Source organism: Microbacterium sp. zg.B48, from assembly GCF_024623505.1.
In the GTDB taxonomy this organism is placed as follows: Bacteria; Actinomycetota; Actinomycetes; order Actinomycetales; family Microbacteriaceae; genus Microbacterium.
This window is the reverse complement of the sequence record NZ_JANJFE010000003.1, coordinates 97,990-111,332: the sequence shown is the minus strand read 5'-3', so window position 1 is coordinate 111,332 and position 13,343 is coordinate 97,990. Positions and strand designations below refer to the sequence as shown.

Sequence of the window (13,343 nt, the reverse complement as noted above, 5' to 3'; positions counted from 1 at the left end):
AGGCGCCGTGATCGAATTCCGATCCGCCTCCAAGGAGTTCCCCGACGGCACGCGCGCCGTCGAGGACTTCAACCTCGTCATCCCGTCCCGCAAAACCACGGTCTTCGTCGGCTCATCCGGTTGCGGCAAGACGACGCTCCTGCGGATGATCAACCGGATGGTCGAGCCGACGGGCGGGGACATCGAGATCGACGGTGACAGCATCCTGACACAGGATGCCGTCAAGCTGCGTCGGCGAATCGGCTACGTGATGCAGAACTCCGGGCTGATGCCGCATTTCACCGTCCTGGACAACGTCGCCACGGTCCCGGTGCTCAGCGGCGTGCCCAAGAAGCGGGCGCGCGAGCAGGCTCTCGCCCTGCTGGACACCGTCGGGTTGGACCGGGCACTGGCGGGACGCTACCCCAGTCAGCTGTCCGGCGGGCAGCAGCAGCGCGTGGGCGTGGCCCGCGGGCTCGCCGCCGACCCGAACATCCTCCTGATGGATGAGCCGTTCGGTGCGGTGGACCCGATCGTGCGGGCCGACCTGCAGCAGGAGCTGATCCGGCTGCAGCGCGAACTGGGCAAGACGGTCGTGTTCGTCACGCACGACATCGACGAGGCGTTCCTCCTCGGCGATCAGGTGGTGATCCTGCAGAAGGGCGCCCGCATCGCGCAGGTCGGCTCGCCCAGTCAGATCATCGAGGACCCCGCCGACGATTTCGTGGCGAGCTTCATCGGCACCGACCGCGGCCGGCGGGCGCTGACGCTCAAGCAGACCGAGCGCGGGACGGTGGTGGTCGACAGCGACGGGCGCACCCAGGGGGCGATCGTGGGAGGCACCGCGTGAACTGGGTCGGACAGAACCTCGATCTGATCTGGGAGCTGGCGCTGGTGCACCTGCGCCAGTCCGTGATCGCGCTCGTCCTGGGGTTCGTGCTGTCGGTTCCGCTGGGCTGGCTGGCCTGGCGCTACCGCGCCGCGCGAGGCGGCATCCTGGCCGTCACCGGACTGCTGTACACCATCCCGTCGCTCGCCCTGCTGCCCATCCTGCCGGTGCTGCTGGGCACCCCGATCCTCAGCGAGATCAACCTGATCCTCGCGCTGACGATCTACGCCATCGCGCTGATGGTCCGTTCGGTCGCTGATGGGCTGGCCTCGGTCGACACGTCGACGAGACTGGCGGCGACGGCGCTGGGCTACGGCGCCGGCCGCCGCTTCTTCGCCGTGGACTTCCCGCTCGCCGGCCCGGTCATCCTCGCGGGTCTGCGGGTCACGGCCGTCAGCACCATCGCTCTGGCCACCGTCGGCGCCCTGATCGGCATCACCAATCTCGGATACCTGTTCACGAACGGTTCGCAGCGCCGCATCATCCCCGAGGTCCTCGCCGGCATCCTCGCCGTGCTGCTGATCGCCCTGGTGATCGACGGCCTGCTGATCGTGGCCGGGCGGGTGCTGATGCCGTGGACGCGGACGCAGCGGCGGCGCGCGCGGCGCGGCGCGCCCGCGCTGGAGGTGAGCGTCGCGTGAACCTCATCGTCGATGCGATCTCGTGGATCTTCTCGGGCGATCCGGGCCGCGGCCTCGCGCCCATCCCGGTGGCCCTCGCTCAGCAGCTGTTCTACACCTTCCTCTCCGTGCTGATCGCGGCGGCGATCGCCATCCCGCTGGGCTGGCTGATCGGCCACACCGGAAAAGGCCGTGACGTCGCAGTCGCGCTCTCGGGTGCGGCCAGGGCGATCCCGTCGTTCGGTCTGCTCGTGCTGCTGGTGCTGCTCATCGGAGTGCTGCGCACCACCGAGGCGGCGGTCATCACGTTCGTCCTCCTGGCGATCCCGTCGATCCTCGCGGGGGCGTACGCGGGATTCGAGGCGATCGACCGCAGGGTGATCGACGCCGCGCGATCGATGGGCATGACCGAGTGGCAGATCCTCTGGCGCGTGGAGGCCCCGCTGGGCCTGACCCTGCTGATCGCCGGTCTGCGCTCGGCCACGCTCCAGGTCGTCGCGACCGTCACGATCGCCGCCTACGTCAACCTCGGCGGGCTGGGGCAGTACATCCTGGCCGGCATCCCGCTGCGACGATTCGAGGTGGTCCTGGGCGGCGCGCTGCTCGTCGCCGCGCTCGCCCTCGTCCTGGACGGCGTCTTCGCGCTGCTGCAGCGCGCCTCCGAGCCGGCCGGCATCCGTGCCGCGCAATCCGAAGATCGTTCTCGTCCGAACAGATCGGCGACCGCTCGCGCGGCCGCCACCGCTCGCGCCTGAAGTCACACAGTCCCCAACCCCGAAGGAAACATCATGTTCACAGCACGCAAGTCCCGGGTCGCGTTCGCCGCGGCCATTCTGGCGGGCGTCGCGCTCGTCGCGACCGGCTGCTCGTCGGGTGACCCGCTCGCGGACGACACCGGAGCCGCGGAAGCCGGCGGCGACGTGATCGCCATCGGCTCGGCCGAGTACTACTCGAACGCGATCATCGCCGAGATCTACGCGCAGGCGCTCGAGAACGCCGGCTTCGAGGTCTCGCGCGACGGATTCAACGCCGGCCAACGCGACAGCTACATGCCCGCCGTGGAATCCGGCGAGATCACGCTCATCCCCGAGTACACCGGAAACCTCCTCCAGTTCTTCGACCCCGAGACCGAGGCGCGCACCTCCGAGGACGTCTACGCCGCGCTGCCGGACGTGCTGCCGGAGGGGCTGTCCGTGCTCGAGCAGTCCACCGCCACGGATCAGGACTCGTACACGGTGACCAAGGCGTTCGCCGACGCGAATTCGCTGGTGGAGATCGGCGACCTGGCGAGCGTCAGCACGGCGCTGACGCTGGGTGGACCGCCCGAGCTGGCCGAACGCCCGTACGGCCCCAGCGGGCTGCTCGAGACCTACGGGGTGACCGTCGGGTTCTCGCCGACGGCGACCACCACGCTGGACGCGCTGCTGGCCGGCACGATCCAGGTCGCGAACATCTACACGGCCGACCCGGCCATCCAGACGAACGACCTCGTGGTCCTCGAAGACCCCGAGGGACTGTTCCTCGCCTCGAACGTCGTTCCGCTCGTGAGCGGCGAGCTGCCGGATGGTGCCGCAGAGATCCTCAACGCGATCAGCGCCGCGCTCACGCCCGAGGGGCTGGTGGCGCTCAACGTCCAGAGCACTGTCGATGAGCTGAACCCCGACGAGATCGCCACGCAGTGGCTCACTGAGAACGGGTTGATCTAAGCCGCGGCGACCGCCCGCGAGACGGGATACGCGCCACCAGACCGGGATCCACGGACTCGGGCTCGCGGCGCCTATCCCGTCTCGCGGTGCAGGCAGGACCGGTCAGTGGCCGAGCGATTCGCCGAGCTCGAGCCAGCGCTCCTCGAGGTCGCCGAGGTCGGCTTTCATCGTCTGCAGCTGAGCGTTCCGCTTGCCGATCGCGACGTAGTCCGACTGGTCGTGCGCAGCCAGGTCGGCGTGCGCGGCCGCGATCCGCTGCGTCAGCTTCGTCATCTGCCGCTCGATCGCGCTGAGCTCCTTCTCGGCGGCGCGCCGGTCGGCCCCGGCCAGGCCGGCGCCGGTGGCCGGCGACGACGAGAGCGCCGCGGCGGGCGCATCGCGTGCGGCCGCGCGGCGGCGCAGGTACTCCTCGACACCCCCCGGCAGGTGCCGCATGCCCTGCCCCTCGATCGCGTACTGCTGGTCGGTGACGCGCTCGATCAGGTACCGGTCGTGCGAGACGACCAGCAGCGTTCCGGGCCATGAGTCCAGCAGGTCCTCGAGGGCGGCGAGCATGTCCGTGTCCAGATCGTTGGACGGCTCGTCCAGGATCAGCACGTTCGGCTCGTCCAGCAGCACCAGCAGCAGCTGCAGGCGCCGCTTCTGCCCGCCGGAGAGGTCGCGCACCGGCGTGGACAGCTCCGAGGAGCGGAACCCGAGCCGTTCCAGCAGTTGGGTGGGAGTCAGTTCCCTGCCGCCCGTGACGTACGAGGTCTTCTGCAGCGCCAGCACGTCCCGGACCCGCTCGTCCGCGTACTGATCCAGTTCGGTCAGGCGCTGGCTCAGGGTGGCCACCTTCACCGTCTTGCCGCGCTTGACACGTCCGGACGTCGGCTCCACCGTCCCGGCCACCAGGCCCAGCAGCGTCGATTTGCCGGCACCGTTCGGTCCCAGGATGCCGGTGCGTTCGCCAGGCGCGATGCGCCACTCGACGTCCTTGAGGATCGGACCGGCGCCGTAGTCCACGCCGGCGTCGAGCAGGTCCACGACGTCCTTGCCGAGGCGTGCGGTGGCGAGTTTGGCCAGTTCCACGTTGTCACGCGGCGGCGGCTCGTCCTCGATCAGCTGGGTGGCCGCCTCGATGCGGAATTTCGGTTTGGAGGTGCGCGCCGGCGCCCCGCGGCGCAGCCACGCCAGTTCCTTGCGGAGGATGTTGCGGCGTTTGGTCTCGGCCACGTTGGACTGGCGCTGTCGCTCGACACGCTGCAGCACGTACGCGGCGTAACCGCCCTCGAACGGATCGACCGTGCCGTCGTGGACCTCCCACATGCGCGTGCACACGGCATCCAGGAACCACCGATCGTGGGTGACCAGCAGCAGGCCGCCCGCGTTGCGCGCCCACCGCTGCGCGAGGTGCTCGGCGAGCCAGGCGATGCCTTCCACGTCCAGGTGGTTGGTGGGCTCGTCCAGGGCGATGACGTCCCAGTCGCCCACGAGCAGACGGGCCAGCCCCACCCGTCGGCGCTGACCGCCGGACAGGGCGGACACGACGGTGTCCAGCGGCACGTCCCGCAGCAGACCGTCCAGCACGTCGCGCACGCGTGCGTCACCGAGCCACTCGTGCTCCGGGCGATCGCCGACGATCGCGTGGCGCACGGTCTCGTCGTCGGGCAGGTCGTCGTCCTGGGCCAGCATCCCGACCCGCACGCCCCCGCGCATCGTGACACGGCCGGAGTCGGGCTGCAGCCGGCCGGTCAGCACCTTCATGAGGGTGGATTTGCCGTCGCCGTTGCGTCCGACGATGCCGATGCGGTCGCCGCCGTCGACTCCCACGGTCACGTCGTCCAGGACGACTTTCGCGGGGAACTCCACGTGCAGGTGCTCGCCGCCGAGGAGATGGGCCATCCTCCCAGCCTAAGCGGCGGCGGGCGCCTGGCCTGCCGCCGCTAGGTGCGGCGGACCCGCGGAGCCGGCGGCGGCGGCACCGCCTTGGCCGCGATCACGGCCGCCAGGGCGACGGATTCGCGCCCGCGCCGGGTCTCCACGACGACGGCGTCGGCATCCTTCGATCGCAGATAGCCGAGCGCGTCCGTTGCCCCGCCGTCCTCGAGCAGGGAGCGGACCACGACGCGCGTGCCGATCGGCGCGTGCCGCAGGAACTCGGCCGGGTTCACCAGCTGCCGACCGCGTAGTCCTTCAGGAAGACGCCGAAGATGTCCTCGCCGGCCTCGCCGCGCACGATCGGGTCGTACACGCGCGCTGCGCCGTCTACGAGGTCCAGCGGCGCGTGGAAGCCCTCCTCGGCGAGGCGCACCTTCGTGGGGTGCGGGCGCTCGTCGGTGATCCAGCCGGTGTCGACGCTGGTCATCAGGATGCCGTCGGTCTCGAACATCTCGCGGGCGCTGGTGCGGGTCAGCATGTTCACGGCCGCCTTGGCCATGTTCGTGTGCGGGTGGCCCGGACCCTTGTACCCGCGACCGAACACGCCCTCCATGGCGCTCACGTTCACCACGTATGTCCGCCGGGCCGGACTGGCCGCCAGCGACGGACGCAGCTGCGATACCAGCAGGAACGGGGCGGTGGTGTTGGCCAGCTGCACTTCCAGCATCTCCAGCGGATCCACCTGCTGCACGTGCTGAGTCCACGAGTTCGAGTCCTCCAGGTCCGGCAGCAGCCCCCCGGCGTCGATCGCCGTTCCGGCGGCGAGACGGTCCAGCGAGCTCGAGCCGGCAGCCATCGCCTGCTCGGTCAGCTCTTCGGCACGCGTGGCCGCCGCGGCCAGGATCGGATGTGCGCTGACGGACTGGGCCAGGGCGAGCGGGTGGGCATCGTTGGTGTGCCCGAAGGTCACCAGCTCGGGCAGCGGGCCGTCCGGCAGCGGCGCCAGCTCCGCGTCGACCAGGGGCTGGTACGCGCCGGGAGAGCGTCGCACCGTTTGGGTGGCGTTGTTGATGAGGATGTCCAGCGGTCCCTGCGCGGCCACGGATTGGGCCAGGCCGATCACCTGGGCAGGATCGCGCAAGTCGATTCCCACCACGCGGAGCCGGTCGATCCACTCCGCCGAGTCGGGCAGGCTGGTGAAGCGGCGCACGGCGTCGCGGGGGAAGCGCGTCGTGATCGTCGTGTGCGCGCCGTCGCGGAGCAGCCGCAGGGCGATGTACATGCCGATCTTGGCGCGGCCTCCGGTCAGCAGCGCGCGGCGGCCGGTCAGGTCCGTGCGCGCGTCCCGCTTGGCGTGGCTCATCGCCGCGCAGGTCGGGCACAGCTGGTGGTAGAACGCGTCCACGTGCGTGTACGGCTGCTTGCAGATATAGCAGGCGCGCGCTTTGATCAGCGTCCCCGCCGAAGACGAGCCGGAGGTGATCGCCAGCGGAATGCCGCGCGTCTCGTCATCGATCCGGTCGGGTGCGCCGGTGGCGGTGGCCGCGACCACCGAGCGGTCCGCGTCGGCGATGAGCGCGCGCTTCTCCAGCCGTCGCACCTTCTTGGCCGACTTGAACATGTTCGCCGTGGCGTGCCGCACGGTCCGGTAGTCGGGATGCTGCTGATCCACCTCGTCCAGCTGCGCAAGCACCCGCAGCGTGATCGCCAACTCGGACGGGTCGATGCCGCTGGGGCCGTGATCGGCGGATTCGGGCGCGGGCGAGGCGGGTCGCTGATCGGAGAAGGGCACACAGAATTCTACGCCCGGACGCCTGTGCGTCCCCTCAGACGTCGAACCCCAGGCTGAGCTTGCGCAGCAGTCCCGCCAGACGCTCGCGATCCGAGCGGGACAGTGAGGCCAGCAGCAGAGCCTCCGCGTCCACGAGGCGGGTGATGGCGGCATCCACGCGGATCCGGCCGTCCTCGGTGAGGGTCACCAGGATGCTGCGCCCGTCGTCCGGGTCGGCCTCACGGTGCACGAGACCTCGTCCGACCAGTCGGTCGATGCGGTTGGTCATCGTTCCGCTGGAGACCAGTGTCTGCTGCAGCAGCTGCTTCGGGCTCAGCTGGAAAGGCTCGCCGGCGCGGCGCAGGGCGGACAGCACGTCCCAGTCCCACGGCTCGAGGTCGCTGCGGCGGAAGGCGTCGCGACGGGCACGGTCCAGGTGGCGGGAGAGCCGATCGACGCGCGAGAGCACCTCGAGCGGCGAGAAGTCCAGGTCGGGACGCTGCGCCGTCCACGCTCCGACGATCCGGTCGACCTCGTCCGTCTCCTGAGCCATGTCCTCATTATCGTGGTCGGCCGCCCCGCCGGCACGCGGAGCTTCAGCGGGCGTCTGGCAGACTTATCGGGCGGCCGCTCCCTGTGCAGGCGGGGGTCGCGGTCCGCCGTGGTGTAATGGCAGCACGACAGCCTTTGGAGCTGTTAGGTCTAGGTTCGAATCCTGGCGGCGGAGCATGTCCGAGAACATCACCGCGCCCCAGCTGGCCGTCATCATCCTCGCCGCGGGTCAGGGCACGCGGATGAAATCGAGTCTGCCGAAGGTTCTGCACCGGATCGGCGGGCGTCCGCTGCTCGGCCACGTCCTGGACACCGCGCGCGCGCTCGACCCGCAGAAGGTGCTGGTCGTGGTCCGGCACGAGCGCGACCTCGTCGCCGATGTCGTCCTGGACATCTCACCGGAGATCGTGGTCGTCGATCAGGACGAGGTCCCCGGCACGGGTCGCGCCGTCGAGGTGGCACTGGCTCAGCTGCCCGACTTCAGCGGCGATGTGCTGGTGCTCAGCGGCGATGTGCCGCTGCTGGATGACCAGACTCTGGCGCGCTTGATCCGCACCCACCGCGAGAGCGGTGCCGCGGCCACCGTGCTCAGCGCCGTCGTGGCCGACCCGACCGGATACGGCCGTGTCATCCGCGACTCGGCCGGAGGCGTGCAGCGCATCGTCGAGCAGAAGGACGCCACCGACGATGAGGCATCCGTCACCGAGATCAACGCGGGGGTGTACGTGTTCCAGGCGGAGCCGCTGCGCCGGCACATCGCCCTGGTCGGCAGCGCCAACGCCCAGGGCGAGCGTTACCTGACGGACGTGGTGGCGCTGCTGCGCGATTCGCGCTTGACGGTGGGTGTCTCGCAGGCGACGGAGGCGACCGCCGCGCTCGGGGTGAACGATCGCGTCCAGCTGTCCGAAGCGGCGCGGCTGCTGAACGCCCGCACGGTGCGCAGGTGGCAGCTGGAGGGGGCGATGATCCTCGACCCGGCCACCACCTGGATCGATGTGACCGCATCGCTCGCGCCGGATGTCACGGTGCTGCCGAACACGCACATCCTCCGCGCGACCTCGATCGCCGCCGGCGCCACGGTCGGGCCGGACACCAGCCTGGTGGACTGCGAGGTCGGCGAGAACGCATCGGTGACGCGCACCGATGCGACTCTGGCCGTCATCGGCGCCGGCGCCACGGTCGGCCCGTTCGCGTACCTGCGGCCGAACACCGTCCTGGGCGACCGGGGCAAGATCGGCACGTTCGTCGAGACCAAGAACTCCACGATCGGCGAGCGCAGCAAGGTGCCGCACCTGTCCTACATCGGCGACACCACGATCGGCACGGGCGTGAATCTGGGGGCCGGGGCGATCACCGCCAACTACGACGATCTCACCAAGCACCGCACCGAGATCGGCGACGAGGTCCACACCGGGTCGCACAACGTGTTCGTGGCGCCCGTTAGGATCGGAGCAGGCGCGAAGACCGGAGCCGGCGCGGTGATCCGAAAGGACGTGCCGCCCGGGGCACTGGCGCTCAGCGTGGCCCCCCAACGCAACGTCGAGGGATGGGTCGAGACCAACAGAGCGGGAACCGGCGCGGCGGACGTCGCGGCCAAGGCCCGGTCGGCACAGAAGGCAGACGATGGCGCGCAAGCGGAAAACGGTTGATCTCGATCGCGATAACGACATCGCCCCCGGTCTGGTGGCCAAGACGAAGAAGCGCCTGGTCGTCGCCGGTGGGCGCTCGCACCCGGCACTTTCCAGGGACGTCGCCGCGGCCATCGGGACCGAGCTGGTGCCCACCGAGTACCGCACCTTCGCGTCGGGCGAGATCCTCACCCGGTTCGAGGTGTCCATCCGCGGCTGCGACTTCTTCCTGATCCAGAGCTTCGGCCCGCCGGTCAACGAGTGGCTCATGGAGACGCTGATCATGCTGGATGCGGCCAAGCGCGCGTCCGCGAAGCGGATCACCGTTGTCGCGCCGTACTACCCGTACTCGCGCCAGGACAAGAAGAGCCGCGGGCGCGAGCCGATCAGCGCGCGTCTGGTCGCGGATCTGCTCAAGACCGCCGGAGCAGACCGCGTGATGAGCGTCGACCTGCACGCCGCGCAGATCCAGGGGTTCTTCGACGGCCCCGTCGACCACCTCTTCGCCAAGCCGGTGCTGCTGGAGTACTTCCAGCGCACGCTCCCGCCGGAGGACCGCGCAAAGCTGACCGTGGTCTCGCCGGACACCGGCCGCGTGCGGGTGGCCGACACCTGGTCTGACAGCCTCGGCGCCCCGCTCGCGATCATCCACAAGCGTCGCGACCCGAAGGTCGCCAACCAGGTCACCGTGAACGAGATCGTCGGTCAGGTGGAGGGCCGGGTCTGCCTCCTCGTCGACGACATGATCGACACCGGCGGCACGATCGTCAAGGCCGCGGAGGCGCTCAAGAAGAGCGGCGCCGAACGCGTCATCGTCGCGGCCACGCATGCGATCTTCAGCGACCCGGCCTCGGAGCGCCTGCAGTCGGTGGCCATCGACGAAGTGGTCGTCACCGATACCGTGCCGATCCCGGAGCACAAGCTGTTCCCCGCGCTGACGATCCTGCCGATCGCGCCGCTGCTGGCTCGGGCCATCCACGAGGTGTTCGAAGACGGGTCGGTCACGAGCATGTTCGACGGGGCCGCATAGCGCGGCGGGTGCATCCATGACACTCCCGGCACAGGCAGCGACCCTGGTCGTCGATCGTCCGTTCGCACGGACGGTGCCGGAGGTCGAGCGCGCACTGCGCACGGACACCGCGGGTCTGACCGCCGTCGAGGCGGCAGCGCGTCTGCAGGACGTCGGGCGCAACGAATTGCCCCCGCCGCCGCGCAGACCCGCGATCCTGCGTTTCCTGATGCACTTCAACGACACGCTGATCTACATCCTGCTGGGCGCTGCTGCCGTCAAGGCGATCATGGGCGACTGGCTGGATTTCTGGGTGATCATCACCGTGGCGGTCATCAACGCCGTGATCGGCTTCGCCCAGGAAGGCCGCGCAGAGTCGGCGCTCGCCGGCATCCGCGGAATGCTCTCCGCCGACGCTCGCGCCCGTCGCGATGGTCGGTGGATGACCGTGCCCGCTGCTGAGCTGGTGCCGGGCGATGTCATCCGCCTGGCCCCGGGCGACAAGGTGCCGGCGGATGTGCGCCTCTTCCAGGCGGTCCAGCTGCGCATCGACGAGTCCGCGTTGACCGGCGAATCCGTGCCCGCATCCAAGGCGGTGGACCCGGTGCCCCTGGAGGCCGGCGTCGGAGACCGAGCCTCCATGGCCTTCTCCGGCACCATCGTCTCTGCCGGGCAGGGCCGGGGGATCGTGACCGGAACCGGCACCGCGACCGAGATCGGAAAGATCCAGGAACTCGTCGGGGATGCCGGCTCCCTGGCCACCCCGCTGACCAAGCAGCTGGATGACTTCGGCAAGAAGCTCACGCTGGTCATCCTCGGCATGGCGGTGCTCATGCTCGTGATCGGACGGTTCGGGCACGGGATGCCGTTCGCCGAGCTGATCTCGGCGACGATCGGCTTCGCGGTGGCAGCCATCCCGGAAGGGCTGCCCGCGCTGGTGACGATCACCTTGGCGATCGGCGTGCAGCAGATGGCGCGTCAGAACGCCATCACCCGCAAGCTGCCGGCCGTCGAAGCGCTGGGTTCGGTGACCACGATCTGCTCGGACAAGACCGGCACGCTGACCAAGAACGAGATGACCGTGCGGCGCATCGTCACACCCGTCGGCGACTACGAGGTCACCGGCCTGGGCTACGACCCGGACGGCGAGATCCTCGCCGACCACGGGCAGCCGCCCGCCGCAGACGTGGCGGCCATGCTGTCGGTCGCGACGCTGTGCAACGACGCGCATCTGGTCCGCGACACCGCGGACGGGGGCTGGAGCCTGGTCGGGGAGCCCACGGAAGGCGCGCTGAAGGTCGTCGCGCTGAAAGGCGGTGTCAGCTCCGCCGGCATCCGGCGGGTCGATGTGGTGCCGTTCGACTCGGCGCACAAGCTCATGGCGACCCTGGACGAGGCAGCGGACGGCTCGCGCGCCGTTCTGGTGAAGGGGGCGCCGGACCGTCTGCTGGAGCGATCGACGAGCCAGCGCGGTGCGGCTGGCCGGGAGCCGCTGGACGTGGAGCGCTGGGATGCCGAGGTCGCAGAGCTGGGCGGCGCAGGGCTGCGGGTGCTGGCAGCGGCCCGCCTGCCGGTGGATCGGACCCGCGAGGTGGTCAGCCTGGACGATCTGCACGGACTGGAGTTCCTGGGCGTCTGGGGCATCCTGGACCCGCCACGCCCGGAGGCCGTCGACGCGATCGCGGACTGCCACGCCGCCGGCATCCGCGTGAAGATGATCACCGGCGACCACGCCGGCACCGCCCTGGCGATCAGCCGCGAGATGGGCATCGTGCACGACGCCGACGCGCGCGTACTCACGGGGGCCGAACTTGAGGCGATGACGCAGGAGCAGCTGAAGGCGGTGGTCCGCGACGTCGACGTCTTCGCCCGCACCAGCCCGGAGCACAAGATCCGCATCGTCCGCGGTCTGCAGGCGCATGGCGAGGTCGTGGCGATGACCGGGGACGGGGTCAACGACGCCCCCGCGCTGACGCGGGCCGACATCGGGATCGCGATGGGCATCAAGGGCACCGAGGCGACCAAGGAGGCCGCCGAGATCGTCCTCGCGGACGACAACTTCGCCACCATCCGCGCGGCGGTCCGCGAGGGGCGCCGGATCTACGACAACCTGCGCAAGTCCGTGGTGTTCATGCTGCCCACCAACGGTGCGCAGGCACTGGTCATCCTCGTGGCGGTCGTGTTCGGGCTCGCGCTGCCGCTCACACCGGTGCAAGTGCTCTGGGTCAACATGGTGACCGGGCTGACGCTCTCGCTCGCTCTCGCCTACGAACCGGCCGAGCGGGGCATCATGACCCGGCCGCCGCGCGCCCCCGGCGGGTCGATCGTCTCCGCCCGCGAGCTCGGGTTCGTCTTCCTCGTCTCGCTGCTGATCGGCGGCGCCACGCTCGGGGTGTTCTACGGCGCGGTCGCGGGCGGCACCGATATCGCCTACGCGCGCACCGAAGCGGTCGCGATGCTGGCGCTCGGACAGCTCGCGTATCTGTTCAACTGCCGGTTCCTGAGCCGGTCAAGCCTGACCGTCGACGTGGTCCGCGGCAACCCGGCGGTGTGGTGGTCGGCGCTCGCGCTGGTGGTGGTCCAGCTCATCTACACCTACGTGCCGTTCATGAACGACCTGTTCGGCTCCCGTCCGCTCGCGGTGTGGTCTTGGGGCCCGCCGATCGCGCTGTCGATCGTCATCTTCCTGGCGATCGAGGCCCTCAAAGCGCTCCGCCGGGGCCGGCGCGGGCGGGGGTGACCTGTTCAGGCTGCGTTCAACGACGCTCCATAGGTTGGTCGGGAACAGTTCTCGCATCCGCACCCACCGTCAGGCATCGCAGGAGGACCACCATGATCCGCACCGACGCAGTACCGCGCCCCCTCCGCATCGGGGCAGGCGTGGCCGCCGTGGCCGCGACGTTCGCCCTCGCCGGGTGCGCCCCCACGGACGCCGGGGGCGGCACCGAGGCACCCGCTGCCGGCCCGAGCCGAAGCTCCGCCCCGGGCTCGGGCGCGTCCGAGCCGGCAGCCCCGCCCGGGGACAGCACGTACGCGGACGGCACGTACACCGCCGACGGCTCCTACGCCACACCCGAATCGGTCGAGACGATCACGGTCACCGTCAACCTGGAGGACGATGTGATCGCGGAGGTGTCCGTCGTCGGGGATCCCCAGAAGCGCGAATCCGAAGAGTATCAAGGGCGCTTCATCGGCGGGATCGCCGACGCCGTGGTGGGAAGGGACATCGACGAGATCGCGGTCAGCAGGGTCGCCGGATCGTCGCTGACCAGCGGCGGCTTCAACCAGGCGATCGAGACGATCAAGTTCGAAGCTGCGGCGTAGCGGCT

12 protein-coding genes and 1 tRNA gene are annotated in these 13,343 nt (G+C 70.1%); 9 read left to right on the top strand and 4 right to left on the bottom strand.

What is annotated here, in order from left to right:
- Nucleotides 1–7 precede the first annotated feature (7 nt).
- From NQ152_RS02370 to NQ152_RS02355, 4 genes are read left to right on the top strand one after another with little or no spacing between them, the layout of a single operon-like run.
- Entirely contained in the window at nt 8–829 is an 822-nt protein-coding gene (locus NQ152_RS02370) for an ABC transporter ATP-binding protein (protein WP_257502314.1), read from the top strand.
- Complete coding sequence (locus NQ152_RS02365; RefSeq protein WP_257522873.1) at nt 826–1,509, top strand: ABC transporter permease; 684 nt, start codon at nt 826–828, stop codon at nt 1,507–1,509. Before NQ152_RS02370 ends, NQ152_RS02365 begins: the two co-directional genes overlap by 4 nt.
- Entirely contained in the window at nt 1,506–2,243 is a 738-nt protein-coding gene (locus NQ152_RS02360; RefSeq protein WP_257502316.1) for an ABC transporter permease, read from the top strand. Before NQ152_RS02365 ends, NQ152_RS02360 begins: the two co-directional genes overlap by 4 nt.
- A gap of 33 nt (nt 2,244–2,276) precedes the next feature.
- Nucleotides 2,277–3,194: an ABC transporter substrate-binding protein gene (locus NQ152_RS02355; RefSeq protein ID WP_257502317.1), complete on the top strand. Its 918-nt coding sequence runs from the start codon at nt 2,277–2,279 to the stop codon at nt 3,192–3,194.
- Nucleotides 3,195–3,296: 102 nt separating this feature from the next.
- Here NQ152_RS02355 and NQ152_RS02350 read toward each other — a convergent pair whose 3' ends face one another.
- Genes NQ152_RS02350 through NQ152_RS02335 form a run of 4 tightly spaced genes read right to left on the bottom strand, consistent with a single transcriptional unit; the run spans nt 3,297 to nt 7,378 of the window.
- The gene (locus NQ152_RS02350; RefSeq protein WP_257522872.1) at nt 3,297–5,078 is read right to left on the bottom strand and encodes an ABC-F family ATP-binding cassette domain-containing protein; all 1,782 of its coding nucleotides are present in this window, start codon (nt 5,076–5,078) and stop codon (nt 3,297–3,299) included.
- 41 nt (nt 5,079–5,119) lie between these two features.
- Complete coding sequence (locus NQ152_RS02345; protein ID WP_308209091.1) at nt 5,120–5,347, bottom strand: hypothetical protein; 228 nt, start codon at nt 5,345–5,347, stop codon at nt 5,120–5,122.
- Nucleotides 5,344–6,846 carry an SDR family NAD(P)-dependent oxidoreductase gene (locus tag NQ152_RS02340; protein ID WP_374113546.1) on the bottom strand — a complete coding sequence of 501 codons (1,503 nt, stop codon included), beginning with the start codon at nt 6,844–6,846 and terminating at the stop codon, nt 5,344–5,346. Before NQ152_RS02340 ends, NQ152_RS02345 begins: the two co-directional genes overlap by 4 nt.
- 34 nt (nt 6,847–6,880) lie before the next feature.
- The gene (locus NQ152_RS02335; RefSeq protein WP_257502319.1) at nt 6,881–7,378 is read right to left on the bottom strand and encodes a MarR family winged helix-turn-helix transcriptional regulator; all 498 of its coding nucleotides are present in this window, start codon (nt 7,376–7,378) and stop codon (nt 6,881–6,883) included.
- A gap of 102 nt (nt 7,379–7,480) precedes the next feature.
- Here NQ152_RS02335 and NQ152_RS02330 point away from each other — a divergent pair.
- From NQ152_RS02330 to NQ152_RS02310, 5 genes are all read left to right on the top strand, one after another.
- Nucleotides 7,481–7,552, top strand: a tRNA-Gln gene (locus tag NQ152_RS02330).
- A 1-nt stretch (nt 7,553) separates the two neighbouring features.
- Nucleotides 7,554–9,026, top strand: coding sequence for a bifunctional UDP-N-acetylglucosamine diphosphorylase/glucosamine-1-phosphate N-acetyltransferase GlmU (gene glmU, locus NQ152_RS02325; protein WP_257522871.1), 1,473 nt, complete (start codon nt 7,554–7,556; stop codon nt 9,024–9,026).
- Entirely contained in the window at nt 9,001–10,035 is a 1,035-nt protein-coding gene (locus NQ152_RS02320; protein ID WP_257522870.1) for a ribose-phosphate diphosphokinase, read from the top strand. The genes glmU and NQ152_RS02320 overlap by 26 nt, the downstream gene beginning before the upstream one ends.
- Nucleotides 10,036–10,051: 16 nt before the next feature.
- The gene (locus NQ152_RS02315; RefSeq protein ID WP_257522869.1) at nt 10,052–12,754 is read left to right on the top strand and encodes an HAD-IC family P-type ATPase; all 2,703 of its coding nucleotides are present in this window, start codon (nt 10,052–10,054) and stop codon (nt 12,752–12,754) included.
- A 92-nt stretch (nt 12,755–12,846) separates the two neighbouring features.
- On the top strand, nt 12,847–13,338 hold the full coding sequence (locus tag NQ152_RS02310) for an FMN-binding protein (protein WP_257522868.1): 492 nt from the start codon (nt 12,847–12,849) through the stop codon (nt 13,336–13,338).
- Nucleotides 13,339–13,343 lie beyond the last annotated feature (5 nt).

Bases quoted from the DNA above. Each gene is read 5' to 3' on its own strand.
- NQ152_RS02355 (WP_257502317.1), top strand. From the start codon at position 2,277: ATGTTCACAGCACGCAAGTCCCGGGTCGCGTTCGCCGCGGCCATTCTG.
- NQ152_RS02350 (WP_257522872.1), bottom strand. From the start codon at position 5,078: ATGGCCCATCTCCTCGGCGGCGAGCACCTGCACGTGGAGTTCCCCGCG.
- NQ152_RS02335 (WP_257502319.1), bottom strand. From the start codon at position 7,378: ATGGCTCAGGAGACGGACGAGGTCGACCGGATCGTCGGAGCGTGGACG.
- glmU (WP_257522871.1), top strand. From the start codon at position 7,554: ATGTCCGAGAACATCACCGCGCCCCAGCTGGCCGTCATCATCCTCGCC.
- NQ152_RS02320 (WP_257522870.1), top strand. From the start codon at position 9,001: ATGGCGCGCAAGCGGAAAACGGTTGATCTCGATCGCGATAACGACATC.
- NQ152_RS02315 (WP_257522869.1), top strand. From the start codon at position 10,052: ATGACACTCCCGGCACAGGCAGCGACCCTGGTCGTCGATCGTCCGTTC.
- NQ152_RS02310 (WP_257522868.1), top strand. From the start codon at position 12,847: ATGATCCGCACCGACGCAGTACCGCGCCCCCTCCGCATCGGGGCAGGC.